The organism is Sorangium sp. KYC3313 (genome assembly GCF_052075895.1).
Lineage (GTDB): Bacteria > Myxococcota_A > Polyangia > Polyangiales > Polyangiaceae > Sorangium > Sorangium cellulosum_B.
The window spans coordinates 4,222,353-4,248,383 of sequence record NZ_CP197255.1; the positions used below are offsets into that span (position 1 = coordinate 4,222,353).

At 71.3% G+C, this 26,031-nt stretch carries 23 protein-coding genes and 2 pseudogenes; 11 read left to right on the forward strand and 14 right to left on the reverse strand.

What is annotated here, in order from left to right; genetic code table 11:
- Nucleotides 1-16: 16 nt before the first annotated feature.
- Nucleotides 17-1,006 (reverse strand): hypothetical protein, encoded by a 990-nt coding sequence (locus ACSRUE_RS16445; protein ID WP_441291819.1) that lies wholly within the window; start codon nucleotides 1,004-1,006, stop codon nucleotides 17-19.
- A gap of 335 nt (nucleotides 1,007-1,341) precedes the next feature.
- Between ACSRUE_RS16445 and ACSRUE_RS16450 the strand changes: the two genes are divergently transcribed.
- The 4 genes from ACSRUE_RS16450 to ACSRUE_RS16465 all read left to right on the forward strand — a co-directional run bounded on the left by ACSRUE_RS16450 (nucleotide 1,342) and on the right by ACSRUE_RS16465 (nucleotide 4,587).
- Nucleotides 1,342-1,911, forward strand: coding sequence for a hypothetical protein (locus ACSRUE_RS16450; RefSeq protein WP_441291820.1), 570 nt, complete (start codon nucleotides 1,342-1,344; stop codon nucleotides 1,909-1,911).
- 247 nt (nucleotides 1,912-2,158) lie between these two features.
- A complete protein-coding gene (locus ACSRUE_RS16455) occupies nucleotides 2,159-2,737 on the forward strand; it encodes an aminoacyl--tRNA ligase-related protein (RefSeq protein WP_441291821.1) in 579 nt (192 codons plus the stop codon).
- The gene (locus ACSRUE_RS16460) at nucleotides 2,734-3,006 is read left to right on the forward strand and encodes a His/Gly/Thr/Pro-type tRNA ligase C-terminal domain-containing protein (protein ID WP_441291822.1); all 273 of its coding nucleotides are present in this window, start codon (nucleotides 2,734-2,736) and stop codon (nucleotides 3,004-3,006) included. The genes ACSRUE_RS16455 and ACSRUE_RS16460 overlap by 4 nt, the downstream gene beginning before the upstream one ends.
- Before the next feature lie 147 nt (nucleotides 3,007-3,153).
- The gene (locus tag ACSRUE_RS16465; protein ID WP_441291823.1) at nucleotides 3,154-4,587 is read left to right on the forward strand and encodes a cytochrome P450; all 1,434 of its coding nucleotides are present in this window, start codon (nucleotides 3,154-3,156) and stop codon (nucleotides 4,585-4,587) included.
- A gap of 53 nt (nucleotides 4,588-4,640) precedes the next feature.
- Here ACSRUE_RS16465 and ACSRUE_RS16470 read toward each other — a convergent pair whose 3' ends face one another.
- The 3 genes and pseudogenes from ACSRUE_RS16470 to ACSRUE_RS16480 form a co-directional block, all read right to left on the reverse strand.
- On the reverse strand, nucleotides 4,641-4,853 hold the full coding sequence (locus ACSRUE_RS16470; RefSeq protein WP_441291824.1) for a hypothetical protein: 213 nt from the start codon (nucleotides 4,851-4,853) through the stop codon (nucleotides 4,641-4,643).
- 70 nt (nucleotides 4,854-4,923) lie between these two features.
- Nucleotides 4,924-5,541: pseudogene (locus tag ACSRUE_RS16475) on the reverse strand (cytochrome P450); the annotation flags it as partial.
- Between the two features lie 91 nt (nucleotides 5,542-5,632).
- A complete protein-coding gene (locus tag ACSRUE_RS16480; protein ID WP_441291825.1) occupies nucleotides 5,633-5,860 on the reverse strand; it encodes a hypothetical protein in 228 nt (75 codons plus the stop codon).
- 314 nt (nucleotides 5,861-6,174) lie between these two features.
- Between ACSRUE_RS16480 and ACSRUE_RS16485 the strand changes: the two genes are divergently transcribed.
- Nucleotides 6,175-6,603 carry a MarR family winged helix-turn-helix transcriptional regulator gene (locus tag ACSRUE_RS16485; RefSeq protein ID WP_441291826.1) on the forward strand — a complete coding sequence of 143 codons (429 nt, stop codon included), beginning with the start codon at nucleotides 6,175-6,177 and terminating at the stop codon, nucleotides 6,601-6,603.
- Between the two features lie 71 nt (nucleotides 6,604-6,674).
- On the opposite strand, the gene ACSRUE_RS16490 is transcribed toward ACSRUE_RS16485, so the two are convergent.
- Nucleotides 6,675-7,025 carry an ArsR/SmtB family transcription factor gene (locus ACSRUE_RS16490; protein ID WP_441291827.1) on the reverse strand — a complete coding sequence of 117 codons (351 nt, stop codon included), beginning with the start codon at nucleotides 7,023-7,025 and terminating at the stop codon, nucleotides 6,675-6,677.
- A 31-nt stretch (nucleotides 7,026-7,056) separates the two neighbouring features.
- Entirely contained in the window at nucleotides 7,057-7,536 is a 480-nt protein-coding gene (locus ACSRUE_RS16495; RefSeq protein WP_441291828.1) for a VOC family protein, read from the reverse strand.
- Nucleotides 7,537-7,763: 227 nt separating this feature from the next.
- Between ACSRUE_RS16495 and ACSRUE_RS16500 the strand changes: the two genes are divergently transcribed.
- Both ACSRUE_RS16500 and ACSRUE_RS16505 read left to right on the forward strand, forming a co-directional pair.
- Nucleotides 7,764-9,095 (forward strand): aminotransferase family protein, encoded by a 1,332-nt coding sequence (locus tag ACSRUE_RS16500; RefSeq protein WP_012239035.1) that lies wholly within the window; start codon nucleotides 7,764-7,766, stop codon nucleotides 9,093-9,095.
- A 109-nt stretch (nucleotides 9,096-9,204) separates the two neighbouring features.
- Nucleotides 9,205-10,032, forward strand: a complete 828-nt coding sequence (locus ACSRUE_RS16505) for a Uma2 family endonuclease (RefSeq protein ID WP_441291829.1) — start codon at nucleotides 9,205-9,207, stop codon at nucleotides 10,030-10,032.
- 110 nt (nucleotides 10,033-10,142) lie between these two features.
- On the opposite strand, the gene ACSRUE_RS16510 is transcribed toward ACSRUE_RS16505, so the two are convergent.
- From ACSRUE_RS16510 to ACSRUE_RS16525, 4 genes are all read right to left on the reverse strand, one after another.
- Complete coding sequence (locus ACSRUE_RS16510) at nucleotides 10,143-11,426, reverse strand: RNA polymerase sigma factor (RefSeq protein ID WP_441291830.1); 1,284 nt, start codon at nucleotides 11,424-11,426, stop codon at nucleotides 10,143-10,145.
- Between the two features lie 75 nt (nucleotides 11,427-11,501).
- The gene (locus ACSRUE_RS16515) at nucleotides 11,502-11,927 is read right to left on the reverse strand and encodes a YciI family protein (RefSeq protein WP_441291831.1); all 426 of its coding nucleotides are present in this window, start codon (nucleotides 11,925-11,927) and stop codon (nucleotides 11,502-11,504) included.
- 472 nt (nucleotides 11,928-12,399) lie between these two features.
- Nucleotides 12,400-13,092 carry a VTT domain-containing protein gene (locus ACSRUE_RS16520; protein WP_441291832.1) on the reverse strand — a complete coding sequence of 231 codons (693 nt, stop codon included), beginning with the start codon at nucleotides 13,090-13,092 and terminating at the stop codon, nucleotides 12,400-12,402.
- A gap of 186 nt (nucleotides 13,093-13,278) precedes the next feature.
- A complete protein-coding gene (locus ACSRUE_RS16525) occupies nucleotides 13,279-14,805 on the reverse strand; it encodes a deoxyribodipyrimidine photolyase (protein ID WP_441291833.1) in 1,527 nt (508 codons plus the stop codon).
- A 420-nt stretch (nucleotides 14,806-15,225) separates the two neighbouring features.
- On the opposite strand from ACSRUE_RS16525, the pseudogene ACSRUE_RS16530 reads away from it, so the two are divergent.
- Both ACSRUE_RS16530 and ACSRUE_RS16535 read left to right on the forward strand, forming a co-directional pair.
- Nucleotides 15,226-15,810: pseudogene (locus ACSRUE_RS16530) on the forward strand (hypothetical protein); the annotation flags it as partial.
- Nucleotides 15,811-16,455: 645 nt separating this feature from the next.
- Nucleotides 16,456-18,594 (forward strand): S9 family peptidase, encoded by a 2,139-nt coding sequence (locus ACSRUE_RS16535; protein ID WP_441291834.1) that lies wholly within the window; start codon nucleotides 16,456-16,458, stop codon nucleotides 18,592-18,594.
- 8 nt (nucleotides 18,595-18,602) lie between these two features.
- On the opposite strand, the gene ACSRUE_RS16540 is transcribed toward ACSRUE_RS16535, so the two are convergent.
- Both ACSRUE_RS16540 and ACSRUE_RS16545 read right to left on the reverse strand, forming a co-directional pair.
- The gene (locus tag ACSRUE_RS16540; RefSeq protein WP_437765143.1) at nucleotides 18,603-19,070 is read right to left on the reverse strand and encodes a response regulator; all 468 of its coding nucleotides are present in this window, start codon (nucleotides 19,068-19,070) and stop codon (nucleotides 18,603-18,605) included.
- 176 nt (nucleotides 19,071-19,246) lie between these two features.
- Nucleotides 19,247-20,032, reverse strand: coding sequence for a TerC family protein (locus ACSRUE_RS16545; RefSeq protein WP_441291835.1), 786 nt, complete (start codon nucleotides 20,030-20,032; stop codon nucleotides 19,247-19,249).
- A 457-nt stretch (nucleotides 20,033-20,489) separates the two neighbouring features.
- Here ACSRUE_RS16545 and ACSRUE_RS16550 point away from each other — a divergent pair, with 457 nt between their 5' ends.
- Entirely contained in the window at nucleotides 20,490-22,628 is a 2,139-nt protein-coding gene (locus ACSRUE_RS16550) for a hypothetical protein (protein ID WP_441291836.1), read from the forward strand.
- A 64-nt stretch (nucleotides 22,629-22,692) separates the two neighbouring features.
- Complete coding sequence (locus ACSRUE_RS16555) at nucleotides 22,693-23,073, forward strand: STAS/SEC14 domain-containing protein (protein WP_441291837.1); 381 nt, start codon at nucleotides 22,693-22,695, stop codon at nucleotides 23,071-23,073.
- Nucleotides 23,074-23,121: 48 nt separating this feature from the next.
- On the opposite strand, the gene ACSRUE_RS16560 is transcribed toward ACSRUE_RS16555, so the two are convergent.
- Nucleotides 23,122-25,419 carry an Rv1355c family protein gene (locus ACSRUE_RS16560; RefSeq protein WP_441291838.1) on the reverse strand — a complete coding sequence of 766 codons (2,298 nt, stop codon included), beginning with the start codon at nucleotides 25,417-25,419 and terminating at the stop codon, nucleotides 23,122-23,124.
- Nucleotides 25,420-25,501: 82 nt separating this feature from the next.
- Complete coding sequence (locus tag ACSRUE_RS16565) at nucleotides 25,502-25,930, reverse strand: hypothetical protein (RefSeq protein ID WP_437765148.1); 429 nt, start codon at nucleotides 25,928-25,930, stop codon at nucleotides 25,502-25,504.
- Nucleotides 25,931-26,031 lie beyond the last annotated feature (101 nt).

The window sequence follows — 26,031 nt, forward strand, 5'->3', positions numbered from 1 at the left end:
CGGGCGGCGGCGCTCCTCACAGGGCCGGTCGCTCGGGCGGCTCCGGGCGCCCGCGCCGCGCGGCGCGGGCCTCCACCTCGCCGAGCAGCCGCGGGCCCGCGCGCTCGCCCGCGCCCGCGAAGAAGGCGCGGGCCTGGGCGAGGTCGCCGTGCGCCGCGTAGAGCTCGACGAGCTCTCGCTCCGCGGCCTCGTCGATCATCGCCTCCAGCGAGCCGGCGCGCGCGGGGCCGAGCTGCACGATGGCGCGCAGCGCCCTCATGGCCCCCCCGGTGGCGCTTCGGCCGCCGAGGCCCCGCAGGCTCCACGACTTCACGTAGAGCGCGCGCTTGCGGAGCGGCGCCCCCACGGCGCCGCGGAGCGCGCCGTCGCAGGCGCTCACCGCCTCGTCGAGGCGCCCCGCGGCGAACGCCAGGTCGGCCAGCGCGAGGTAGGCCTCGGCCGCCTCGCCGGACGCCGGGTGCTCGAGCGTGAGCTGGCGCAGCCGCGCCTCGGCGCCGCCCGCGTCCCCGCCGTCCTGGAGCGCCCGCGCGAGCGCGAGGAGCGCTCGGGGCCGCTGCTCCGCTGCGCGCAGCGCCGGCGCGTCGACCAGCGCGGCGTAGGCCGCCGCGACGCCCGCCCGCAGCCGCGCGGCCTCGGCTTCGAGCGCCGCCCGCCGCGCCTCGCCGTGCCCGCCCGCCGCGCCTGCCTCCGCGGCCTGGTCGAGCACGAAGAGCTGCACGCCGATCACGCGGTAGCGCCCCGCGAGCGACTCCGCCTCACGGAAGATCGGCTCGGCCGCCGCGCTCGCGCCTGGGTCCGCGCCGCCGCGCGCGGCGGGCGCCGGCGCTCCCACGCTCGCGCCTGGGTCCGCGCCGCCGCGCGCGGCGGGCGCCGGCGCTCCCTGCGCGGCGCACCCCGCCGAGGCGAGGGTGAGCGCCATGAACGCGGCGACCCGCCGCGCTGCGGCCCTGCGCCGCTCCGTGAGACTGCTGGTGGCCTTCGCTGCGCGCTCCACAACCCGTGACACTTCTTCTCCTCGTCACTCGCCGCCGGCAGAGAGGGCGAAACGCCGCGCGCCTCGTGCCGAACGGCGCGGGAAGATAACCGCGGGCGCCCCAGGGACCAGGGCAATCCACGGCGGACGCGCCGATTCTCTCCCTGAGCGGCGCGGAGAACAGCGCCTTTCGAGCGCTTTGCGCGGCGGCGCACACGCCGCGCGCGCGGGCGGGGCGATGCGCCGCAGAGCACGCACCTCCAGCACGCTCCGCCTCGGCCCATCCATTGCGTCTCGGCCTTCATCGCTCCGCGCCCGGACCAGCGCTTCACACCGGGCGGGGGCGCATCCGGATGGAGAGTCACGACATGGCGACAAAAGTGAACTGCCTCCCGTTCACGATCCCCACGATGCCGCGCCTCGGGCTCGCCGATCTGAAGGCGCGCTTCCGACGCCTCTCGCTCCTCATGTACGACACGAAGGTTCCGATCGCGACGCTGGAGAAGGAGGTCTATCCCTACCTTGCCCGTGGCATCGAGTTCGTCAATCCATGGCGGCGCGTGCGCGGGATCGAGACGTACCAGGTCGGCCTCTCGGGATCTCGCGTCGGCGGCCGTTTCGACCTCGACGTCTCTCAGTTGAGCGTCCGGCTCTCCGAGCCGAGTGACGCAGGCCGCGCCCTGGTCGACAGCACCTTGTACCTGAGGTTGTTCCCGCGCTGCGCGTACCCCGTGCGGGTGATCCTGACCTACGATTTCTGCATGATCGACGGCGGCGAGAGCTTCGAGATCACGCGCCACGAGGAGATGTGGCGCATCGGGGACATTCTTCGGTGCGCTCCGCTGCTCGGCCGCTCCTACGATGTCTTCCGTTCCTGCTCGGGTTACCTCTTCACCGGCGCGCTGCTCCTGTCCCGCGCGGTCGCTGTCCGTCCGTGAATCGTATGTAACCCGTATGTAACCAGGGACGTCCGGCTTGACGAGATCTGGACGCCGCGATGCACCTGTCCACGTGAGCTCCGGCTTCACCGCGACCACGACGACCACTCCCCGCACCGGCGGGGTTGGTCTCGTGTGCGTGCGGTGAGCTGACGAGCATACGAGGAACCAAGCCCCGCCGGGATCCGGACGGGGCACGTCGCTTTGCAGCGCTCCGTCTGGCCGGCCACCACCGACGGAGACTGACATGCTCGACGAAGACGATCATCGGTATCTAGGCCAGCGCCACGACCTGTTCCACATCCAGGAGGAGGCGCCAGGCATGGTGTTCTGGCACGCGCGCGGGTTCACGCTCTATCGCGTCCTCGAGGAGGCGGTCCGGCGCCAGATGATGCGTGACAGCTATCGAGAGGTCCGCACGCCGCTCCTCCTGCGGCAGGCGATCTGGAAGGCCAGCGGCCACTGGGACAATTTCTCCTCGAACACGTTCCGGCTGCAGGAGGACGATCACGCCGCCGCGCTCAAGCCCGTGAACTGCCCGGGTCACATGCAGATCGTGGCGCGCATGGCGCCGTCGTACCGGGATCTCCCGCTGCGGATCGGCGAGCTCGGCATGGTGCACAGGGACGAGCCGAGCGGCACGCTCCACGGCCTCTTTCGCCTGCGCCAGTTCACGCAGGACGACGGCCACATCTTCTATGTCGAGGAGCAGGTCGAGGCCGAGGTCGTGCGCTTCGCGAGCGCGCTGCGCGACTTCCATGCTGGCTTCGGCTTCCGCGACATGGTGGTCGGCTTCTTCCCGAGCAGATCGTCGTCGTTCCTGTGACGGACGCGCAGCGCGCCTATGCCGAAGAGGTCCTCCTCGGCTTCCAGCGGAAGGGGGTGCGCGCGATCCTCGACGCGGGGGACGACACGCTCTCGCGGAAGATCGCCCTCGCGCACGCGGCGGCGATCCCGCTCGTCGCGGTGATCGGGAGACGCGAAGCCGAGCGCCGCTCCGTGGCGATCCGTGAGCGAGAGGGCGGGCAGCAGCGCGAGCTGCCGCTCGACGAGGCCGTCGTCGAGGTGGCGCAGCGGTGCGCGCCGCTCGCCTGAGCGCGGGCCGGCGATCTCTCGGAATCGACGGGACCGACGCAACCGAGGGAACCGAACGCCGGTCCGCGTGTCGGAATGTCCCCGGCGCCCTGGTCTTCTCTGGCCGGGGACCTCCCGACAACCCTCGTTCACTCACGGAGCAGCTCGATGGGAACTCTGCCGCCCGGGCCGAAGTCGCTCAGCCTTGTGGATACCGTTCGCGCAGGATTCATTTCCTCCGAGCCCGTCTTCAGGCGCTACGCCGCCGAGTACGGCCCCACCTTTCGCCTGAGGTCGCCGAACGGGATACTGACCATCACGGGCGATCCGGAGGCGATCCGCGCGGTCTACACGGCCGACCCCGACGAGTTCGAGGTCTGGGGTGTCCAGCTGACGGAGCCGGTCTTCGGGACCTCGTCGGTGGTCGTGACGGCGGGCGCGCGGCACCGGCGCGATCGGCGGCTGCTCGCCCCGCCGTTCAGCGCCGGCGCGATGCGGGGTTATGGCGGCGCGATCGCGGACATCAGCCTGGACGTGGCGTCGCGGTGGCGGCCGGGCCGCTCGTTCTCGATGCTCGCGGCGACCCAGGCGATCGCGCTCGACGTGATCGTCCGCGTGGTCTTCGGCGTGAGGGGCGAGGCGCGCGTCGGCAGGACCCGCGAGGCCGTGCTCGGGCTCATCGAGTCGCTGAGCCCGAGCTTCATGATCATCCCTGCGCTCCGCCGCGACTTCGCCGGCTTCGGCCCCTACGCGCGCCACAAGCGCGCGGCCAGGGCGCTCGACGCGCTGCTCTTCGAGGAGATCCGGGCAAGGCGCGCGGAGGGGGACGCTTCGCAGGACATCCTGGGCCTGATGATGAGCGCCCGCCACGACGACGGCGCGGGCATGAGCGACGTCGAGATCGCGGACCAGCTCCGGGCGCTCCTGTTCGCTGGCCACGAGACGACGGCCATGTCGCTCGGGTGGGCGATGTACTGGCTGCACCGCGAGCCGGCCGTGCTCGCGCGCCTCCTCGACGAGCTCGACGCGCTCGGTCCCGCGCCTGAGGCGGACGCGCTCGCGTCGCTGCCGTACCTGGAGGCGGTGTGCCTGGAGGCGCTCCGCCTCCACCCGCCGGTGGTGGACGTGGCCCGCGTCGTGAAAAGGCCGTTCCAGCTCAAGGATTATACCATCCCGGCCGGCGAGGCGATCGCCGCCTCGCCGCTGCTCCTGCACGGCCGCGAGGATCTCTACCCGTCGCCTGAGCGATTCCGCCCTTCGCGGTTCCTCGATCGGAAATTCACACCCTTCGAGTTCATCGCCTTCGGCGGCGGCGCCCGCCGGTGCCTGGGCGCGGCGTTCGCGATGTACGAGATGAAGGTCGTCCTCGGCACGATCCTCAGGAGATACCGGCTCCGGCTCGAGAGTCAGGCGCCCATTCAGCACGTGCGCCGCGGGCTGACGATGGGGCCGAGCGGGGATGTGGCGATGATCCTGGAAGGGGAGCGCGAGCGAGCGAGGGTGGAAGGCCGCCCGGCTGCGGTCCAGGGCAACCCGGCGGAGCCGGCGCTCCGGTCCGCCGCGTCGCAGCCGGCAGGGCGGTGCCCCATGGGCTTCTCCTGAGCGTTGCTCACCGGGTCTCCTCACGCGCGGCCGGCCGGCGGTGCGCTCTGGCCTCATTCCGTCAGCTCATGCTCGCGGGGGCGCGGATCTGTCTGCCGGCGGCGCTCCACGACGAGCGGCAGCCCGTCCCGCGGCACGAGCGCCCGCTGGCCGCCTGCGCCCGCTTCGTACCCTGCGGGCAGGTCGAACCGGAACTCCCGCACCAGCGCCGCCAGCATGAGCTTCCTCTGCAGCACGGCGGTCCGCTCGCCGATGCACTTGCGCATCCCGAGCCCGAAGGACGGGCGGGTACAGCCGCAAGGTCTCCTGCACCACCGTCGACAGGATCGAGGCGCGCTCCACCTCCGCTCCCCGCCCGCCCATCCCCTGCGCGCCGATCGCGTCGAGCTCCTCCTCGAGGCGCCTTCGCACCTCCGTGCGCTGCGCGAGCTCGTACAGCGCCCATGCCGACGCCGCGGCCGTCGGCACGTGCGTCACCAGCATCATCACGACCTCGTCGATCAGGGCTTGTTCGTCGATCTGGCCGGCGTCCACCGCGCGCACGAGCGGATCCAGCAGATCGGTTGTCCCGCGGTTCCCGGCCGCCTTGCGGCGCTCTGCCGCCGCCAGGATGGACGCCGCGAGCGCATCCCTCGCCTGGCTATAGGCCATCTCGTCGTCTGCGGCGTGCCCGAGCCACGCTTCCACCCGGGGCAGCTCGGTCGCGATGCGCTCCACGACCTGCTCTCCCGACTCCCCGAGCAGCAGCATCGACGCGCTCCGCAGGGGGTCCGAGAACACCCTCTGGATCGCGGCCGGATCCGAGACGGCAAAGCACCGCTTGAGCCCCAGCCGGAACCGGAAGAAATCGCCGTACGCCAGGGTGCCGTCGAGCAGGAAGGCGAGGGGATCCGCGCGGAATTCCGGCCAGGAGCCGTGCAGAGGGTGCGCTTTCGGACCAGGGGATCGAATCATGGCCAGTTCTCCTGAGGGCACGGAGCCGTGATTTGCACGCAACGTGGTGAGGACGGCGCCAGCGTTCCGCGATCGAGGGCGCGGGAGTCGTTCAGGAAGACAGCTGGGCGCCGGGGCCCGAAGGCGCGCGGAGGCTCAGGTACACCGCCGCGTGGCTCAGGTCCGAAGGCGCGCGGAGGCTGAGATAGACCACCGGATACCCGAAGTCATAGGCTGACGCGCCGGGTTGCGCGCGCACGTGCTCCTCGTACGCCCTCGCGAGCTCCTGCGCGGTGCACGGGCAGCCCGCCTCGGCGGCGATCGCGAGGATGCGCGTCATATCCTCCCCAGAGCAGATCCCGCGCCAGCGCCGCGGGCAGGCGAAATGGCCGGCGATGGCGGCCCTCGAGAGGCCTGTTGTGCGCGTCCTCGCGCGGGTTGCGCGAGCGCTCGCGCAACTCGCGCAGCGGCGCCTCCCTCACGCACGGACGGGGCGCCGGTGTCGCTCGACAGACGAGAGGACCGGGCGCCGCCCCCTCGTCGCATGCTCCGGCGCGGCGAGGGGACTCTCGCCGGCCCTGCGATCCCACTTGATAATATTAGTTAGCCTTACTAACTAGTGGGGTGACCGACACGCTGACCGTCTTCACCACGTTGCTGCTCGCGCGGATCGCTCGCGTGGATCGCACCGCCTTGCAGCTGATTCAGGAGCGCCTCGCTGAGAGGGGGGTCACGCTCGCGGAGTTCCGCCTGATCGGCGCGCTGGTCGGAGAGCGCGTGGGGCTCACCCAGCGCGAGCTCGCCGAGCGGCTGCAGATCACGGCCGCGTCGCTCTCGGCCCTCGTCGGCCGCCTCGAAAAGAAGGGTCTCGTCGAGAGGACCCCCGACGAGAGCGACGCGCGCGCCTTCCGCGTGCGTTGCACGCCTCAGATCGCAGAGCACGACTGGGTACAGGACGTGGTGGTCGAGGTGGAGCACCGCGCGACGCGGGGCATTCCGGCCGAAGAACTGGAGACCACGGGGCGTGTCCTCGCCGCCATGATCGGCAATCTCGAGATCGACGACACGCCCGTTCCATCATGAGGAGAGAAAAATCCCTCTCCGTGTGCTTCCGCTCGGCGCGCCGCAGGATCGGCGCATGCGCAGGTCGCGTCTCATGATCTGCCCCCTCTGCGCGGGATGTCCGCCTCGCGATCGAGCAGCGCGCCGAGCGCGTCGAGCTTCTTCGCCCAGAATCGCTCGTAATGAGCGGCCCAGTCGTGGACCGCGCGCAGCGGCGCGGCTTCCACGTGGTAGAGCCGCGAGCGCCCCTCCCGGCGGGGCGCGACGAGCCCGGCGTCCCGCAGCACCCTGAGGTGCTGCGAGATCGCCGACTGGGTCACGTCGAACATCGCGCACAGCTCGGTGACCGAGCGCTCCCCGCCGGCCAGCGCGTCGAGGATCGCGCGCCGCGTGGGGTCCGCGATCGCGCGGAACGTCTCGTCCGGGGAGCGCGCGTTCGTCACCTCACGTCACCTCGCGCCACGTCGCACGACCTCACGTTGCCGCGGGGAAGTGCTTCTTGGCGCCGGCGTCCAGCTCCTCCTGCGTGGCCGCCTTCTTCCGTGTCGCGAGCGACCAGCGGTGGCCGAACGGGTCGGTCACGATGCCGTATCGATCGCCCCAGAACATGTCCGCGAGCGGCATCTCGACGCTGGCGCCCGCCTCGACCGCGCGCTTCCAGGTCGCGTCGACGTCGGGCAGGTCGAGGTGGAGCGTCACCGCGGTGCCGCCGAACGCCTTCGGCGTGCGGCTCACCCCGCCGCACTGCTCCGGGAAATCGTCGCTGAGCATCACGAGGCCGCCGTTCACCAGGAGGGCCGCGTGGATGAGCTTCTTGCCGTCCGGCGTCGGCTGTTCGGCCACCACCGTCGCGCCGAACGCGCGCCGGTAGAAGTCGATGGCCGCGCGGGCGTCGTCGACCGTCAGGTAGGGCGAAACAGGGGGAGGAGCGGGGGGTTCGTGGTTCGTGGCCATGCGCCGCATCCTATTAGTGGTCTCTAATATGTCAACCGACCGGCACGGCGGCGAGCTCGCCCGCTCGTGGACGGATCACGACCGTCCTTGGTGACGGGATCGCGGGCGCGCTGCACGGAATCGCGGGCGCGGCGCGCGGGAGCGGGCGAGCGGAGCCGGGGAATTCGCGTGCGAGGAGGTCTGATCACCCTCTACGCTGAGCGCCTCCTCGAACCGCGAAGGTTGCCATGAGCGATGACATCGTCGAGCTGACCACGAAGCACACGTACGGCACCTGGCGCGCCCAGCGCGGCTGGAAGCCGATCCATGTCACCCGCGCGGAGGGCTGCGCGTTCTGGGACGCGTCCGGCAAGCGCTACCTGGACCTGTCCTCGCAGCTCATCTGCTCGAACCTCGGCCACCAGAACGAGGCCGTGATCGAGGCCATCTGCGCGCAGGCGAGGCAGCTCGCCTACATCAGCCCGGCGCACACGTGCGAGGTGCGGGCCAGGGTGGCGCAGAAGCTCCTGGAGGTGATGCCGAAGGGGCTCGACAAGTTCTTCTTCGCGACGTCGGGCACGGAGGCGAACGAGGCGGCGTTCAAGATGGCCCGGCTCTACACCGGCAAGCACAAGATCATCGCGCGCTACACGTCGTACCACGGGTCCACCGCGGGCTCGGTCGCGGCGACCGGCGACTTTCGCCGCTGGTTCATCGAGCCGGCCGGCAAGATCCCGGGCGTGGTGTTCGGCCCGGAGGTGAACTGCTACCGCTGCCCGCTCGGCCGGAGCCACCCCGAGTGCGGCGTCGCGTGCGCCGACTACCTGGCTTACATGATCGACCACGAGGAGAACGTCGCGGCGGTGATCGTCGAGCCGGTCGTGGGCACCAACGGCGTCCTCATCCCACCGGCCGACTACCTGCCGAAGATCGCCGAGGTCGCGCGGAAGCGCGGCGTGCTCCTCATCGCGGACGAGGTGATGAGCGGCTGGGGCAGGACCGGAAAGTGGTTTGCGGTCGATCACTGGGGCGTGGTGCCGGATATCCTGACGACGGCGAAGGGCGTGACGAACGCGGCCGCGCCGCTCGGGGTCGTCGCGACCTCCCGCGCGATCGCGGACTACTTCGACGACAACATGTTCGCGCACGGCCACACCTACGAGGCCCACCCCCTCACGCTGGCCCCGGTGATCGCCGCGATCGACGAGTATCGCCGGCTGGACCTCCTCGACCGCGCGACGAAGATGGGAGACGTGGTGGGCGCGAAGCTCCGCGCCCTCAAGGAGAAGCACCCCTCGATCGGCGACGTGCGCGGGATCGGCCTGTTCTGGGCGGTGGAGCTCGTGAAGGACCGCGCGACCAAGGAGCCGTTCAACGTGCCGCAGGACAAGGCGGCCCGGCGGCCCCTGGTGGTCGACGCGGTGGTCGCCGAGGCGGCGAAGCGCGGGGTGTCCCTCATGGGGTGGGTGAGCCACCTGCTCGTGGCGCCGCCGCTCATCATCAGCGAGGCGGAGATCGACGAGGGGATCGCGGCGCTCGACGCGGCGCTCGACGTGGCGGATCAGCGGCTCTCGGGCTGAGGACCTCGGGCGCGAGGCGGCCCTTCACGGGCCGCCGGAAGAGCACGTCTGTGGCTGCCGCGAGGCGCGCCCGGCGAGGGGGGCGCGGCGACGTGCTAGGATCGTGGGCATGACTGCACGCACGAACGGCCTGCCGACCCGTCCTCCCCGGAACACGGGGCCGATCGAGCTGCGCGATTTCGGCCCGACCGGCCGCCGTCTGGGCACGCCCGACGATTGTTACGACGGCAGCCCGTGGGAGCTGCACCGCGGGGAGCTGATCGAGCAGATGGGGAGCAAGGATATCCATGGCATCGTGATGGCGCTCCTCGCCGCCCTCTTCCGCACGCACGCGCGCGAGGGCGTCACGGTGATGACCGACGTGTACTGCGATCTCAGCGACCCGGCAGGGCCGTCGCTCCGGGCGCCGGACGTGGTGGTGGTGGGCGATCTCTCGTCGCCGCGGAACGACGCCTACCGGGGCACGCCGGTGCTGGCCGTGGAGATCCGGGGCACGCAGTCGAGGCGCTACCTCGAGGAGAAGGTGAAGCTCTACCTGGAGCACGAGTGGCCGTGGGTGTGGATCGCGCACGCGGAGCGGCGGGAGCTCGAGGTCGTGCGGCCTGGGACGGCGTCGATCACCTACCGTCCGGGCGCGGAGGTGCCCCTCCTGCCGGAGCTGGGCAAGCACGGCCTCGGCGCCGTGCCGGTCGCGGCGCTGTTCGAGGAGCGCGACGCGGCGCGGTTCACGGACGAGTGGGTCGAGGCGCGCACCCAGGCGCGCACCCAGGCGCGCGCGATCCTCGCGGTGCTCTCGGCGCGGGGGCTCGCGGTGCCGGAGGCGGTGCAGGCGCGGGTGCTCGCGTGCGACGAGCCTGCAGCGCTGGAGCGATGGCTCGTCAGCGCGGCGACGGCGGCGAGCGGGGCGGTGTTCGCGGCGGCCGTGGATCGAGGGTGAGCCGGCGGCTGTCGGCCGCTCGGTAAGGGCGGCGGCCGAGGGCCGTGCGCTCCGGGGAGCGCTCCTCGGCGCGGAGCCAGCCCGTCACCGCGGCGCCGACCCCGCCGCCATCACCGCGACGGCGGCGCCGAGCCGCCCGCGCACGCGGCGGCGCGCGCGAGGAGCAGGTCGCGCTCGCGCGCGTTGCGCGTGAGCGACGCCGCGCGCTCGAGCTCCGCGCGCGCCTCGTCGAGGCGGCCGAGCTTCACGAGGAGGTCGCCGCGCACGCTCGGCAAGAGGTGGTAGCTCTCGAGGGAGCGCTCCGAGGTCAGCGCGTCGACGACGGCGAGACCCGCCGCCGGGCCGAACGCCATCGAGAGCGCGACGGCGCGGTTCAGCTCGACGACGGGCGACGGCGTGACCTGGGCGAGCGCCGCGTAGAGCGCCGCGATGCGCGCCCAGTCCGTCTCCTCCGCGGTGCGCGCGCGCGCGTGGCAGGCGGCGATCGCGGCCTGGAGCGCGTAGGGACCGCGCGCGCCGCCGAGCGCCTCGGCGCGCTCGAGCGCCGCGAGGCCGCGGCGGATCAGCAGGTGATCCCAGCGCGCGCGGTTCTGATCCAGGAGCAGGATGGGCTCTCCCGACGGTCCGACCCGCGCCCTGGAGCGCGAGGCCTGGATCTCCATCAGCGCGACGAGGCCGTGGACCTCCGGCTCCTGCGGCGCGAGCTCGGCCAGGATGCGGCCGAGGCGGAGCGCGTCCTCGCAGAGGGCAGGCCGCATCCAGTCGCCGCCGGCCGTCGCCGAGTAGCCCTCGTTGAAGACCAGGTAGATGACCTGCAGCACCGACGAGAGGCGGGGCGCGAGCTCGGCGCCGCGGGGGACCTCGAAGGGGACGCGCGCCTCGGCGAGGGTCCGCTTGGCGCGGACGATCCGCTGGGCGACGGTCGGCTCCGAGACGAGGAACGCGCGCGCGATCTCCTCGGTCGTCAGGCCTCCGAGCAGGCGGAGCGTGAGGGCGACCTGCGCCTCGGTCGAGAGGACCGGATGGCAGGCCGTGAACACGAGGCGCAGGAGGTCGTCGCCGACGTCATCGTCGAGCGCGGCGTCCAGATCCGGCGCTGCCAGCGCGTGCTGGGCCTCGATCTCGTGGCCGAGCTCCTCGTGCTTGCGCTCGAGCCGCTTGCTCCGGCGGAGCTCGTCGATCGCGCGGCGCTTCGCGGTGGCCATGAGCCAAGCGCCCGGCCTGTCCGGGACGCCCGACTCCGGCCACCGCTCGAGCGCGGTGACGAGCGCGTCCTGCGCGAGCTCCTCGGCGAGGCCGACATCGCGCACCATCCGCGCGAGACCGGCGATGAGCCTGGCCGACTCGATGCGGAAGACCGCGTGGATGGCGCGATGCACCTCGGGGGCCGTCACGGCGCCCGATCAGAACACCTTCCGCCGTCGGCGCAAGCCCCCCGCCGCCGGCGCAAGCCCCCGAGGTGCGCGGGGCTACTTCTTCTGCGCCGCCTGCGCGCGCAGGCGCTCCTCCTGCTCCCTGAGCTCGGGCGTGAGCGCAGGGCCGAAGTCGTCCGCCGTGAACACCTGGCGAATCTCGATCTCGGAGTCCTCGTACATCGGGTTGGGACAGCGCTTCACCCACTCGATGGCCTCTTCCTTCGACTTCACGTCCCAGATCCAGAAGCCCGCGATCAGCTCCTTCGTCTCGGTGAAGGGCCCGTCGACGACGGTCCTCTTGTCGCCCGAGAACCGGATGCGCGCGCCCTTCGCGCTCGGGTGGAGCCCCTCGCCCGCGACCATCACGCCGGCCTTGACGAGCTCTTCGTTGAACTTCCCCATCTCGGTGAAGAGCTGCTCGCTCGGCATGACGCCCGCTTCGCTGTCCTTGGTGGCCTTGATCAGGATCATGAATCGCATGGTCGTGTCTCCTTGCTTCCTTGGTGGAGCTGGGCTCCGGAGGGGCTCTTGCCCGGGGCGAACCGTGGCTTCATCGTCACGACGAACGGCGGGGCGCGGGATCGACACGCCGGGCGATCTTTTCTTGAGATACTTTCAAGTATTCGTAATTGTTGATGATTAGAGCGATTGGCCCGCCCGCCGCGCCGGTCCGGGGCCTCAGAAACGGCTGCGCAGCAGCGCGCCGCCGCCGCCCGGCAGGATCGCGGGCGCGAGGGCGACCGAGCTGCGCTGCTCCGGCGCCGTCAGGAGGAGCACCAGGCGGAGGGGATGGCGGGCTGCTGCGCCATGGTGGGAGGAGAGCGTAGCGGGGAGGTGGTGCGGAGTACAAGAGGCGGGCGGCCTCGATGGCCGCTCGCGAGCGCCCGACCCGGGAGGGCTTGCGCGATGACGGAGTCGACGCGATCCGCTCGCGACGTCCGCCGGAGAGCGCCTACGGCTCGGCCTCGATCCGCGCGGCGTCCTTCTTCTGCTGGAGCCTGTGCTTGATCGCCCCGAAGAGGACCGGCGCCACGGAGACGAAGATGATCAGGTAGACGACCCGCTCGATCTGCTTGGCGTCGAAGACCTTGCCAAGGAAGTAGCCGAGGAAGGTCATCGAGAAGACCCAGAGCACGCCGCCCACCACGTTGAACATCGCGAAGCGCCGGTACTGCATCTGCCCCACGCCCGCCACGACCGGCGCGAACGTCCGGGCGAACGGCATGAAGCGCGCGAGGATGATCGTCTTGCCGCCGTGCTTCTCGTAGAACTTCTGCGTCGCGATCAGGTGATCCTTCCGGAACAGGAGCGACTGCTCGCGCGTGAAGATCTTCGGGCCGGCGCGCCGCCCGATCGAGAAGCCCACCGCGTCGCCGATGATCGCCATCGCCATCAGCGTGACGTTCATCAGGAGCAGGTTCTGGAAGTTCGGTAATCCGAGCGGGTTGATGAGCCCCGCGTTGACCAGCACCCCGGCGGTGACGAGCAGCGAGTCCCCGGGCAGGAAGAACCCGATGAGCAGCCCCGTCTCGGCAAAGATGATGATCATCAGGACGGGGTAGCCGCCCCACTGGAGCAGCGACTCGAGCTCCCTCAGCCTGCTGAAAAATTCACGGAGGAGATCCACGGCCGCTCGATAGCTCACCCCGGCGGCCGCGTCGAACCCCGCGTGCGCCCCGGCCGCCGGCGCCGCCGTTCACACGGGCGCCGCCGGCGGTGAGTCGCCCTGCATCGCTGGCTGCCCCGTCGGGCTGCTCCCGCGGGTGAGCCCCTGGGCTCCCCGGAACCCCGAGGGCGAGCTCCCCCGGCGCGCCGCCCGTGGCCGCGCGCGCTACGGCGTATAGCGCGCCAGGTACTCCTTGAGGTGCAGCTTCCGGGCCGTGTTCTCGGACGACATGTAACGTATCGTGCCGAAGATCTCCCGCTCTGGACCCCAGGCCCGATCGTAGCGGCCGAGCACCCAGAAGATGCCCGAGGTCGAGTTCGGGTCGCGGCCGTCGAGCGCATACCGGTCGTTGAGCTCGATCATGATCTCGAGCGCCTCGCGCGGCGTCCGCGACCACTCCAGGATCTTCTTGCCCCAGAGCATCCGGAGGTAATTGTGCATTCGCCCCTCGCGGAGGAGCTCGACCTGCGACGCGTTCCAGATCCGGTCGTAGGTCGCCGCCGCCGCGAGCGCCTCGATCGGGTAGACGCGCGGGCGCCTGTCGCGCGCGTGCTTCTCGAGCGTCGCGAGCGCCCAGTCCGGCAGAGACTCGTACTCGGTCGGATCGCGCTTCCACGAGGGGCGCGGCCCGTCTCCCTCGCTCGCCCCGAGCGCGAAGGCGTTGAACCCGAGCTCCCGCCAGGTGACGAGCTGCTCGAGGAACGCCTCGGCCGAGGCGCTCATCCCCCAGAACCCCTCGCGGCTGCCGCTCGGCCGCTTCACGCCGTCACCGGGGCGGCCGAGTTGCTCGACGCGGAAGGCTTCGCGCCGCGCGACGGCCGCGAAGACCTCGTGCGCCGCGAGGTGGCCGAAGTGCAGGTACGGCGACAGGCCGCTCGTCGCGCCGGCGTCGGGGTGATCGCGCTCTTCCAGGTAGCGCGGCAGCCGCTCCGAGACGAAGCGCGCGAGCGCCTTGCCAGCCGCCTCCGGGCCGCCCCGGCAGGGCGCCGGCGGGACGGCGTGATCGATGGGGATCGCGGAGAGCGCCGCAGGATCGCCCCCGAGCAGCGCCGGCGAGGCCGCCGGCCACCTGCGCGCGATCGCGCGGGGGAGGGGAGCCGCAGGCCGGAGCTTCGCCCGCTTCAGCGGATCGGCCGCCGGTTGCGCGCCGAGGTGCTCGCCGAGCACCCGCTGCCAGAAGATGCGGAACGAGCGCGCGGTCGTGAACACCCGATCGGCCGCGCGCATCGGCAAGAGGCCGTTCGAGTCGACCTGCTCGAGGCGGACCGGCGCCTGCCGCGCCGCCGAGGCGACCATGCGCGGGAGGAAAAAGCAGGGGTAGTCGTCCGTGACCACCACGCACGCCCGCGCCGCGAGCGCGCCGAGCAGGCCCTTGCCGGCCCCGTCGGCGGGCTCGACGTAGGGGTGATGCGCGACGCCGGCGGCCGCGAGGCGGCGCGCGTTGTCGGCCATGCCGTCGATCACGAAGCGATGGATCCTGTCGCTCGCCCAGCGGTAGCCGCACCGCAGCGCCTCCAGCACGACGAGCGGTCGATCGAGCGCCATCGACCAGGCGATCGCGCGCTCCAGACCGAAATTGTACCGTGTCCGGCGACTCGCGATCATCCAGTAAAGGACGTAGTCGCCGCCCTCGCGGACAGGCATCGCGTTGCGGGTGCGGAGACGGAGCTCTGGGACGCTGCTGGAGATCACGACACCTCCTCCACGACCGGCCCGCCAGCGCGCCGCCGCGGCCCCGGCGCTCTGCTCTCTCTTCAGGACGAGCGGCGCTCTAGAAGCGCCAAACGGGTTGAAATTGCCTGAAAAACACGAAATTTCGAACCGCCAAGACGCCAAGAAGCCAAGAGCGCCAAGAAGAGAATCTCATCTTGGCGTCTTGATGTCTTGGCGGTTTATTTCTCGCTTGATCAACGTGACCGCTGCTCTAGCACGGCTCGGACACGGGCGCGCACATGCGTCTGGCGGTTTCATGTGGGAAAGGCCGGCGCGCGGCCCCGGCCGCTCGGGATATGCCCGCGCTTGCGCCGTGGTGAAGGCGGCTTCAGGTACCGCCGCAGCGGTCGTTCATCGGCGCACGAGCACGACGCGCGAGGAGGGGCAACATGGCTCTTGATCTCCATCATGGCGGCCGAGCAGCAGACGCACAACTACTACGTCAACGTCGGGCCGTTCTTCACGGACCCGGTGGCGCGGCTTCTCTACGCCGAGATCGCCTCGATCGAGGAGCAGCACGTCACGCAGTACGAGGCGATCATCGACCCCGAGGAGACCTGGCTGGAGAAGTGGGTCCTCCATGAGGCCACCGAGGTCTACAACTACTGGAGCTGCCTCCAGCAGGAGCAGAACGCCCGCGTGAAGCGGATCTGGGAGCGGTTCCTCGACTACGAGCTCGGGCAGCTCCACGTGGCCATCGACCACCTCAACCGGATCGAGGGGCGCGACGCGGCCGAGATCCTACCCGCCTCGCTCCCGGACCCGGTCTCCCACAAGAGCCACCGCCAGTTCGTGCGCGACGTGCTGTCCAGGGAGGTGCATCTGCGCGCCGTCGGCGAGGACATCGTCGATCCGCGGGTCGTCCCGGAGAGCGCCGCGACGATCGCCTACCGGCAGCAGATGAACTCCGCCGGCTCCCCCTCCGAGATCGTGGCCGCGGGCTACCGGTTCACGCCGGGCACAGAGCTCTCGCGGCGCGCCGAGCGCTCGGGCACGCGCCTCTACGAGGCGATGATCGCCAAGCACGACGCGGAGGGGAGCTTCGAGGGCGGCCCGACGCGCGCCGACCTCGAGGCGATCCGCGACGACGAGCTCCGGCACTTCGCGCTGCTGAAGCGCGCGATCGAGCGGCTCGGGGCCGATCCGACCGCGATGACGCCCGGCGCCGACGTCATCGGCCTGGCGTCGTCCGGCGTCCTCGCGGTCGCCGTCGAGCCGAGGATCAACCTCGGGCAGAGCCTGCAAGCATTGCTCGTCGCCGAGCTCACGGACAACGACAGCTGGCGGATGCTCATCGACCTGGCGATCGCCTGCGGCCAGGACGAGATGGCCGCCGAGTTCCGCGTGGCCGAGCAGCACGAGGCGCTCCACCTCGAGCGCGTGCGAGCGTGGCTGTCGAGCAAGCTCGCGCTCGACGCGCGCGGCGAGCCCACCAGCACGACACCGCAGCAAGCCGCCTGACACCGAGCCGGCACTCCGCCCCCGGATCGGGTGATCCGAGCTGGGCGGATCGCGGGCGCCTTCGGCGCGGCCCCGTAGACCGGCCTCCGGGATCTCGGTTATGACGCTCGGCGCGCGGGCCCGGCGCATGCGGGGTGCCGCCAGCGGCTCCGCGCCCCGGGTGAACCCATGGACTTGCCCCAGAAGCTCCGATCGCTGTTCCTGCTGCCCTTGATCGCGCCGCTCGCCTGCGGCGGCGCTCCGGCGTCCGCGCCGCCGCCTCCCCGACAGGCCGCCGCGCCGGCCCCTGCAGCGCCCGCGGCCGCGGCCGCCGGGGCCCCGGCCGCCGCGGCCCCGGCGGCGCCGACGAAGGCCGGGCCGCGCGTCGACGCGACGCTCATGCCCCGGCGCGTGCTCTTCGGCAACCCCGATCGCATGTCCCCCCAGATCAGCCCGGACGGCCAGCGGCTCGGGTTCCTGGCCCCCTCCGACGGCGTGCTCAACGTGTGGGTCGGCCCGGCCCAGGCGCCGGCGTCGGCCAAGCCGGTCACGAAGGAGCAGAGCCGCGGGGTGCGCACCTTCCTGTTCCCCTACGCGGGCGACTACGTCCTCTATCGCCAGGACAAGGCCGGCGACGAGAACTGGCACATCTACGCCGTCGAGCTCAAGACCGGGCAGATCAAGGACCTCACCCCCTTCGAGGGCATCTCCGCGATGTTCGAGGGGATGAGCCCCAAGATCCCGAACGAGATCCTGATCGGCATGAACGATCGGGACAAGAAGGTCCACGACCTTTACCGCGTCGACGTGCGCACCGGCGAGCGCAAGCTCGTGCGGCAGAACGACGGGTTCGTCGGGTTCGTCACCGATCATAACTTCAAGGCCCGGCTCGCGTCGCGGATGACGCGCGACGGAGGCCAGGAGTACATCGATCTGACCGGCAAGGAGCCGAAGCCCTTCGTCGCGTTCGGGCCCGAGGACGCCGTGACGAGCGAGGCGATCGGCTTCGACGCGGCCGGCAAGACGCTCTATTTCCGGGACAGCCGCGGCCGCGACACCTCCGCGCTCGTCACCCTCGATCCGCGGACCGCGAAGCCCGCCGTGCTCGCCGAGGACGCGAAGGCCGATGTCAGCGCCGTGATCGTTCACCCGAAGACGGGCAAGGTCCAGGCGGCGGCCTCCGAGCGCGAGCGCAAGCGCTGGCAGGTGCTCGACAAGAGCATCCAGCCGGATCTCGACGCCCTCCGCGCGGTCGCCGACGGCGAGCTCGACGTGCTGAGCCGGTCGCTCGACGACAAGCGCTGGACCGTCGGATACACCGTGTCGGACGGCCCGGTCCGATACTACCTCTACGACCGTGACGCGAAGAAGGCGACATTCCTCTTCACGAACCGCGCCGCGCTCGAGTCGCAGCCGCTCGTGAAGATGCGGCCCGTGGTCATCAAGGCGCGCGACGGCCTCGAGCTCGTGAGCTACCTGTCGCTGCCGCGCGCCGCCGACCCCGACGGCGACGGCAAGCCGGACAGGCCGCTCTCGATGGTGCTCCTCGTCCACGGCGGCCCCTGGGCGCGCAGCTCCTTCCGCCTCGATCCGATGCACCAGTGGCTCGCGAACCGCGGCTACGCCGTGCTGAGCGTCAACTTCCGGGGCTCGACGGGCTTCGGAAAGAGGTTTGTCAATGCGGGCGACCTCGAGTGGGCGGGCAAGATGCACAACGACCTGCTCGACGCCGTGGAATGGTCCGTCGCGCAGGGCATCGCCGACAGGGCTCGCGTGGCGATCATGGGCGGCAGCTACGGCGGCTACGCGACGCTTGTCGGCCTGACCTTCACGCCGGAGACCTTCGCCTGCGGCGTCGACATCGTCGGCCCCTCGAACCTCGTGACCCTGCTCCAGTCCATCCCGCCCTACTGGGCGCCGATGCTCGAGCTCTTCGCGAAGCGGGTCGGCGACCCCCGCACCGAGGACGGCCGCGATCTCCTGCGCACGCGCTCGCCGCTCTACCGCGCCGACCAGATCAAGCGGCCCCTCCTCATCGGCCAGGGCGCCAACGACCCGCGCGTGAAGCAGGCCGAGAGCGATCAGATCGTCAAGGCGATGACGAGCAAGGGCATCCCGGTCACGTACGTGGTGTACCCCGACGAGGGCCACGGCTTCGCCCGCCCGGAGAACTCCATGTCGTTCAACGCGATCGCGGAGACCTTCCTCGCGCAGTGCCTCGACGGCTCCTACGAGCCGGTCGGCGGCGACTTCAAGCGGTCGAGCGTCACCGTCCCCGTGGGCGCCGAGGTCGTCCACGGGCTCTCCGCGGCGCTCCCCCGGCCCTGAGCGCTCCGCTACGTCCGCTGCGTCGACGCGGTCCGCGTGCGCCGCCGCGCGTCTGGTTCGCTCACCGGGGGCGCGCTCGTCAGGTCGTCGAGCGTCTCCAGCAGCTGCTCCAGGTCGAACGGCTTGTTGATGATCCTCGTCGCGTCCGGGTGGTTCGGATCGATGCAGAAGCCGGGATCGCTGAGCGCCGTCACGAGCACGACCGGCGCCGCTCTCCCCTCGGCCACGAGCGTCTCGATGAGGCGCGGCCCGTCCAGGAACGGCATCACGCAGTCGATGACGATGGCGTCGGGCGGCGCCTGGGAGCGCAGCCGCTCCAGGGCTTCGAGGGGGTCGGTGTACCCCTCGACCTCGTACCCTTCCGCCAGCAGCACCTCCGCCAGCGTCTCGACGATCGCGTCGTCGTCGTCGACGACGACGATGCGCCGCTGCCTTCCTCGCTCCGAGTCTCCTTGGTCGTCTCGCTCGTCGCTCACGCTCACGCTCACCTCGGTGGAGAACCCCGGTGTCACTTCTGGGACCGGCCGCTCTCGCCGTCGACCCTCGTGGACCACCTCTGTGCGAATTGTTTACAGGCTCTCCCGGTGCTCGCTCCAAGCGCCCCGGCCTCCGCCGCCTCTCCGGCTCTTCCGCGGAGATCCCGGCGTAAAACTCAGCTCCGTGCCGGAGGCTGCTCGTGCGCCGGCGAGAGATCCGGAGAGCTCCCCATCCTCGTGCGCAGCTGGACGGGCCGCTGGCGCACCCGGAGGCGCATGTTGATGAGCTCGACGCCGAGCGAGAAGGCCATCGCGAAGTAGATATACCCCTTGCTGATGTGCTGGCCCATGCCGTCGGCCAACAGCACCACGCCGATGAGGAGCAGGAAGCTCAGCGCGAGGATCTTCATGCTCGGGTGGCGCTGGATGAAGGCGCCGATGCTCCCGGCGAAGACGAGCATCACGCCCACCGCGATGAACATGGCCACCATCATGATCGAGATGTGCTGCGCCATGCCGACGGCGGTGATGACCGAGTCGAGCGAAAAGACGATGTCGAGCAGCACGATCTGCGCGATGACGGAGGGGAACGACGCCTTCGCCTTCGGCTGCTCTTCCTTGGGATCGTCGACCTCGAGTTTATCGAACATCTCGTGGGTCGCCTTGCCAATCAAGAACACACCCCCGGCGAGCAGGATCAGATCACGCCCGCTGAAGTCGTGTCCGAGCAGGCTGAACAGGGTAGCCTTGAGTCCCATCACCCATGAGATCGCGAGCAGGAGGAGCAGCCGCATCCCGAGGGCGAGCACGAGGCCGATGCGACGGGCGAGCGGCTGCTGCGCCAGCGGCAGCTTCGCCGTCATGATGGAGAGGAAGACGATGTTGTCGATTCCAAGCACGATCTCCAGCGCGCTGAGGGTCGCCAGCGTGATCCAGCCGTCGGCGTGCAGAAAGGCGCTCATGTCGGGCATCGGGGTGGCGCTTTGTAGCATGGACAGCCGTGGCCGCCCGCCACGCCCGGACCATCGCCCCGCGCTCCGGTGGATCCTGGGCGATCTTGCTCCCGTGTTCAGGGCGCAGGGCGGCGGCGATTACGACGGATGCGTGAACGCAAAATACGTTGGCGGCGTTGGCGGCGTTGACGGTGGCGACAACGTCGACGGCGGCGACCCTGCACGGGCGACACACGTCGGCGAGCGCGGCACGGGCGGCGCTTGACGCGGGATGTTCACATCCGGTACAGAGGATATGGAAGTACGCGCAAGTGGATCTGCCTCCTTCCCGGCTTCCAGGTGAGCTCCTGCGGGGTGTTGGCGAGCTCGCCGAACAGCGCCGCGCTTCCTCGCCATGCTGGCGAAGCCGCATCGTCGCCTGTTCCTCACCTGGAACGCGTGGCCTCACGACAGAGGGGGCGCCCGCGTGACCGTGGTTCCGAAGGTCGGCTTCGGGCAGGACGCGCGCTGGGCCGCCGGCGGCAGCGCTGACGGGGGGCCTCTGGATCGGGCGCTCCTCGGGGGGGATCCGGCGGTCAGGGTGCCGGAGGCGTGCTGGCTGGACGGCGGCGCTGCCCGGCTGCGCATCGAGGGGCGCGAGCTGAGCTACCCGATCGTCCTGCTCGGCTCGATGGGCGCCTGGATCGAGCCCGACTATCGGACCTCGTTCCCTTTCGGCAGCGTCGTCCGGGTGCGCCTGTACGCCGGCGACGTCGAGATCGGTCCGCTCTCCGCCGTGCTGGTGCTCCAGTCGATGGGCCTGCGGGGGCCGCTCATCGGGCTGTCGTTCGAGGACGGAACCCCCTCGCGCGCGGCGGGGCAGATCCGCGACGTGCTGCGCGCCCTCGTCGACGCGGGCACGGCCAAGGCGGCCGCGGCGAGCCTGTTCAGGCCCTCGGCCACGGACGCGGGGCAAGTGCGCGAGATCATCGACGACCCCAGGAGGGTGCGCAACATCCTCGGCTTCCTCCTGCGGAGGAAGGGCGTCGTCTGCCGCGCCGAGAGCGCGCCGCCCCTCTGCGTGATGCTCAGCGAGGTGGGGGCCGGGACGGTCACGTGGTTCGGCATCAAGGGCTGGAGCGAGGACGCCGCGGTCGAGATCGCCGGTCAGAACTCCGTCTTTCGCTTCAACGTCCGCGCGGACGAGGTGCGCCCGGGCGAGCTCGTCTCCGCGCTGCCGGCGCGCGTGGAGCGCCTCCGCAAGAACCTGCTGCAGCGGGGCGTCGAGGCCGATCTCACCGCGCGCTTCCTGCACCCCCAGTGGCTTCACCTCCCGCCGATCGAGGCCGAGGTGGTCGACGTGTCCTTCTCGGGCCTGCGGATGGCGCTGACGAGGGGACACCCGCCGCTGCTCCCCAGGCACAAGCTCTCGCTGGAGCTCCCCGACGGCGACGACGGCGTCGTCCACCTGCGGGGCGAGGTGCGGTCGGTGTCGGTCGTGGAGGGCGCGGACACCCAGCTCTGCAGCGTGCACGTGACCGCCGCGCGGCGCGAGGACGAGCGGCGCTGGCTCAGGCTCGTGTCCCGCATCCTGCACGCGACGACCTACGGCGGGACCGCGTGGCAGGCGGAGCTCTGGGATCTCTTCGACTCGTCCGGCTATTTCAACCTCTCCGGGCGGCGGCCGGAGCACTTCGACGCCATCAAGCCGAGCTTCCTGACCATGGCGCAGAAGGCCGCGGCGGTGCCGCACCTCCTGTACAACGTGGCGTGTCTGTCCGAGCACGGGATCGAGGGCAATTTCTCGATCATGAAGCCATACCACAGCACGTGGATGATTCATCAGCTCGCGAAGCGGCCAAAGTCCGCGTCGAACCTGAGCTCCCGGCAGGTGCTCCGCGACATGTTCACCCGCTGCTTCGAGCACGCGATGGCCGACCCGGAGTGCCGCTGGATCATCGCCTACGCGGAGGCGCACGTCGCGTGGAACGAGCGATCGCTGTTCGAGTTCGCCCGCGCGCGCCACGAGACGGGCCACGTCCTGTCGCTGCCTTTCCGCCTGATGGGGGTGGACGCGCGCGCCGCGCCGCGTGCGCCGCGCGAAGCCGGCGGGCCGATCGAGATCGGCGAGCCGACCCCCGGGGAGCAGGCGGCGCTGCTCGGCCTCCTGTGCGCGACGTCGCCGCGCATGTACGTGGAGGCGCTCGATCTCGTGCCCGGCAGGCTCGGGATGGGGCCCTGCGTCGAGCGCTGGCGCAGCGCGGGCCTGGAGCGGGAGCGCGTGCTCCTCGTGGCGCGCCAGCACGGCGAGCCGCTGGCGGTCGCGATCCTCGAGCTCGGCGAGCTCGGCACGAACCTCTTCCGCCTCCTCGACTCGGTCCGCATCTTCCCGATGCGCCCCGGCGGAGACGCCGCGCTCGGCCCGCTGCTCGACGCGGCGTGCGGCTGGTTCCGCAGCCACGACAGGAAGTCGTTCATCTACTTCGGTGAGCGCGGCAAGCTGACGTTCGATGGCCCTGCAGGCTTGCACGACCTCGGCGAAGGACGGCTGTGGATCGTCGCCAGGGAGCTCGTCCCGGAGTTCGTGGAGCATGTCTACCGGCTCACCGAGCCGAAGCTGCGATAACGGCCTGGATCAGCGGCGGCGCGACGCTATGGTCTCTTGGTCTCGGTCCTCCAGGTGAAGCGGCATGTACCAGCTCAAGATCGACCTCATCAACGCGCTCATCGAGGTCACGTTGCAAGGCGTCGTGCGCGCGGAGGAGGCGCAGGCGTACGCCGCGGAGTACAAGAAGGCCCTCGGCTCGCTCTATGGCCGGAGGATCCGCGTCCTCGTGGACTTCCGCGGCTTTTCCATCGCCTCCGAGGAGGCGACGGAGCTCCTCCGCGACATCGCGGCGACCTCGACCGCGATGGGGGTGATCAGGGCCGCCGAGCTCGTGCAAAGCGATCTCGCGGCGCTGCAGGCGAGCCGGATCGCCCGTGAGGCGGGGACCGCGCAGCTCGTGCGGGTCTTCAAGGACGAGGGGGCCGCGCGCAGCTGGCTCTTCGGCGATCGCCCGGCGCCGTGAGGGCCGGCTGCGCGCGGGCCGCTGCGGCGCGCCGTGCGGGCCGCCCGCTCAGCGCACGACGAGCACGTCGTCGACGGGGCGGCGGAGGGAGCGCGCCGACACGGGGCCCGCGAGCGACAGGCGGAAGAGCAGGACCTCCGCCGTCGCGTCGGTGACGTCGAACAGCCGGAGATAGCGCTCCCGGAGCCCCGTCGCGGCCTCCGCCGTCTCCGCGTCGAGCCCCTCGCCGCCGCCCCGGATCAGCCGCGCGAACAGGTAAGGCAACGTCGTCATCGGGTAGACCGCGATGCCCAGCTGCGTCGCGGTGAGCCATGCGCGCTCGACCGCCCTGCCGCCCTGGAAATAGTCGGTGAGCCGGGCCCGCGGCAGGGTGATCAGCCCGACGGCCATCGCGCAGCGGACCGCCTTCTGCGCCATCTTCTCGAGCCCCCGGCCGCCGCCCCAGCGCCGCACGAGCTCCAGGGCGCGGTAATCCCGGCAGATCTTGAACCCCGCGAGATCGGTCGGCGAGAGCTCGAGCGTGCCGACGAACAGCCCGTCCCGGCGCGCCTCGGCCTCCGCCTCGGTCCAGCGGACCTCCCTCATCATGTCGGCGTGGGTCTGCCTCGCGAGCATCCGGAGCCGATCGCCGGCGCCGATGAGGGCGCCGATCTCGTCGAGCTCCGCCGGCGCCTCGAGCAGCCCGAGGCGCGCCCCGGGGATGGACTCGACCGCGGCGCGGAGGGCGGCGCGGTGCTCCTCTGCGAGCGGCGCCCGCTGGCCAGGGCGCCGGTTCGTGTGCCGGAGCCCGATGGCGTCCGCGAGGCCATCCATGGCGTGCTCCTCGGCGCCGGGGGGCGGCGCGCCGAAGAACGTGAACGTGGCGGCCAGGTCCTCGTCGCCCTCGCGCGGGAACGGCGTGACGCGCACGCTGAGCCCCTCGCGGTGCGCGGCGAGGACGACGTTCTCGGCGGCCGCGCCGAGCGCGACCACGCCGCCCGCGCCCTGGAAGTCGGCGAGCGACTCGGAGCGCGCGCGGTCGTGGAAAAGCCCGAGGCGACGGCCGTCGTGGACCCAGAGCCAGGGCTGGCAGTTGCCGCCCGAGGGCGCCGCGACGCCCGCCGCGACGAGCCGCCGCAGCCGCGCCGGGTCGAGGGCGACAGCGCCGGCCTCGGCGGCCGGGAGCGGGCCCGCCGCCGCGGCGAGGGCAGGGCCCGGCGCGCGCGGCGCGTCCGCGGCGGTAGGCTCCCCCTCGGGGCCGCTGATGAGCTGCTCCAGGTCGACATAGTACCGGCCCGACCGCACCGGCTCCCCGAGGGCGATCCGGCGCGCCGTGTCCGCGGCCGCCGCCCCGCCGTGGACGACCGCCGACCCGAGCTGAGGCCATGTGCTCACCGACTGCTGCACCTCGATGAGCGACGCGCGGAGCCGGACCGAGATCGCGTCTTGCCCGATGATCTGCATGACATAAGGCACCTTGTCCTCGGTCGACAGGCCGCGGAGGCGCTCGGGCGTGAGATCGCCGACGAGCCCATGGAGAATCGGCCGATCGCCCTCCAGATCGAAGCGCTCGACGTCGATGAGCCCCCGGTCGCTCGTCTCCATCACGACCGGTATGCGGCGGGCGCGCGCGTTCGCGCGGAGCAGGAGCTTGATATCGAGGCTGTCGCACTCGTCCACGAGGACATCGAGCTTGCCCCCGTCGAGCAGGAAGCGCTCGATATTGTCCTCCGTGACCCCCTCGGGGAAGCACGTCACGTGGAGGAACGGGTCGAGCTCGGCGATCTCGCGCGCCGTGGCGACGACCTTCGGCAGGTCGAGGTTGTGCGCGCCGGTCCGGATCCGGTTCAGGTTCGAGAGATCGAGGTGGTCGAAGTCCGCGAGGCGCAGCTCGCCGGCGCCCCGCTCGAGCGCGATGGTCATCGCCACGGACTGCCCCACCGAGAGGCCGACGACGCCGATGCGCCGGCGGGCGAGCGCCGCCTGCTCCTCGCCGCTGATCTTGTGCTTGTTCCGGTCGGTCCGCAGCTCGACGAACTCGGCCTCATCGAGCAGGTGCACGAGGCGGTGCGACCACGGATAGTAGACCCAGACTCCATAGGCCTCGATGGGGGCGCCGTTCAGGTGCTCTCCCACGAGCCGCGCGACGTCCCGCTCACCGAGGCGCTCCCGGGGGTGGCGTGTCTTCACGAGATCGGCGAGCTGCCGGTCGATCGTGTCGAAGATCTCGACCCGGGCGTCGTCGTGGAGCAGGCGGCCGAGCCCCTCCGCGTCGTCCTCGCGCGCCGGCCGGAAGAAGCGGGGCCGCCACGCGCCGTTCGGGGCCTCTCGCGAGGAGATGAGCTGCTGCCAGCGGGTCGTGTTCATCGCGGTGGTCCGGTCCCCTCCTGCCACCGTCCTACCACCCCCGCGCCCCGGGCGTCGCCACGATCTTCCCGGCGGCCCCGGGTCAGCGCGGCGCGCGGGAAGGCCGGCCCTCGATCTCGAGTCTCATCTTCGTGACCTTGTGTTGCACCAGGGCGGCCTCAGGCCCGGTGACCTCCAGATAGCGCAGCGCGGCCACGACGTCGCTGCCACGGAACGCCTTGACCCGCGGGTTGAACCAGCTGAGCGCAGTCCCGATCTGCCGGACGAGGAGCGCGTCCGTGCAGATGGCCACGGTGAGCGCGGTCTTGCTCACGTAGTCGTTGATGGATGCTCGCTGCTTCGCGTTGGGGCCCCCCCCGGCGGTCACCACGAGAGTCTTCGTGCAGCTGGGCGGGAGACTGCCCGCCGCCTGCATATACCCTTCCCATTCCTCGTCGCTCGGCGGTTCCCTGCCGTGGACGGCGATGAGCACGTGCTCCGTCGTGTCGAACAGCATGCTGGGTTTCGTCATCGTCTCACCGAGCGCGCACCGATCTTACGTCTGCGCACCGCCGAGCCGCCAGCGCGCACAGCCATCCCCTGGGATAGTCCTGCGTCTGGCCATCGGGCAAG

Excerpts from the sequence above, each read along its gene's own strand:
- ACSRUE_RS16480 (WP_441291825.1), bottom strand. The coding sequence starts at position 5,860 with ATGACGCGCATCCTCGCGATCGCCGCCGAGGCGGGCTGCCCGTGCACC.
- ACSRUE_RS16560 (WP_441291838.1), bottom strand. The coding sequence starts at position 25,419 with ATGAACACGACCCGCTGGCAGCAGCTCATCTCCTCGCGAGAGGCCCCG.
- ACSRUE_RS16450 (WP_441291820.1), top strand. The coding sequence starts at position 1,342 with ATGGCGACAAAAGTGAACTGCCTCCCGTTCACGATCCCCACGATGCCG.
- ACSRUE_RS16495 (WP_441291828.1), bottom strand. The coding sequence starts at position 7,536 with ATGGCCACGAACCACGAACCCCCCGCTCCTCCCCCTGTTTCGCCCTAC.
- ACSRUE_RS16555 (WP_441291837.1), top strand. The coding sequence starts at position 22,693 with ATGTACCAGCTCAAGATCGACCTCATCAACGCGCTCATCGAGGTCACG.
- ACSRUE_RS16505 (WP_441291829.1), top strand. The coding sequence starts at position 9,205 with ATGACTGCACGCACGAACGGCCTGCCGACCCGTCCTCCCCGGAACACG.
- ACSRUE_RS16565 (WP_437765148.1), bottom strand. The coding sequence starts at position 25,930 with ATGACGAAACCCAGCATGCTGTTCGACACGACGGAGCACGTGCTCATC.
- ACSRUE_RS16465 (WP_441291823.1), top strand. The coding sequence starts at position 3,154 with ATGGGAACTCTGCCGCCCGGGCCGAAGTCGCTCAGCCTTGTGGATACC.
- ACSRUE_RS16545 (WP_441291835.1), bottom strand. The coding sequence starts at position 20,032 with ATGAGCGCCTTTCTGCACGCCGACGGCTGGATCACGCTGGCGACCCTC.
- ACSRUE_RS16455 (WP_441291821.1), top strand. The coding sequence starts at position 2,159 with ATGCTCGACGAAGACGATCATCGGTATCTAGGCCAGCGCCACGACCTG.
- ACSRUE_RS16470 (WP_441291824.1), bottom strand. The coding sequence starts at position 4,853 with ATGCGCAAGTGCATCGGCGAGCGGACCGCCGTGCTGCAGAGGAAGCTC.
- ACSRUE_RS16500 (WP_012239035.1), top strand. The coding sequence starts at position 7,764 with ATGAGCGATGACATCGTCGAGCTGACCACGAAGCACACGTACGGCACC.
- ACSRUE_RS16515 (WP_441291831.1), bottom strand. The coding sequence starts at position 11,927 with ATGCGATTCATGATCCTGATCAAGGCCACCAAGGACAGCGAAGCGGGC.
- ACSRUE_RS16535 (WP_441291834.1), top strand. The coding sequence starts at position 16,456 with ATGGACTTGCCCCAGAAGCTCCGATCGCTGTTCCTGCTGCCCTTGATC.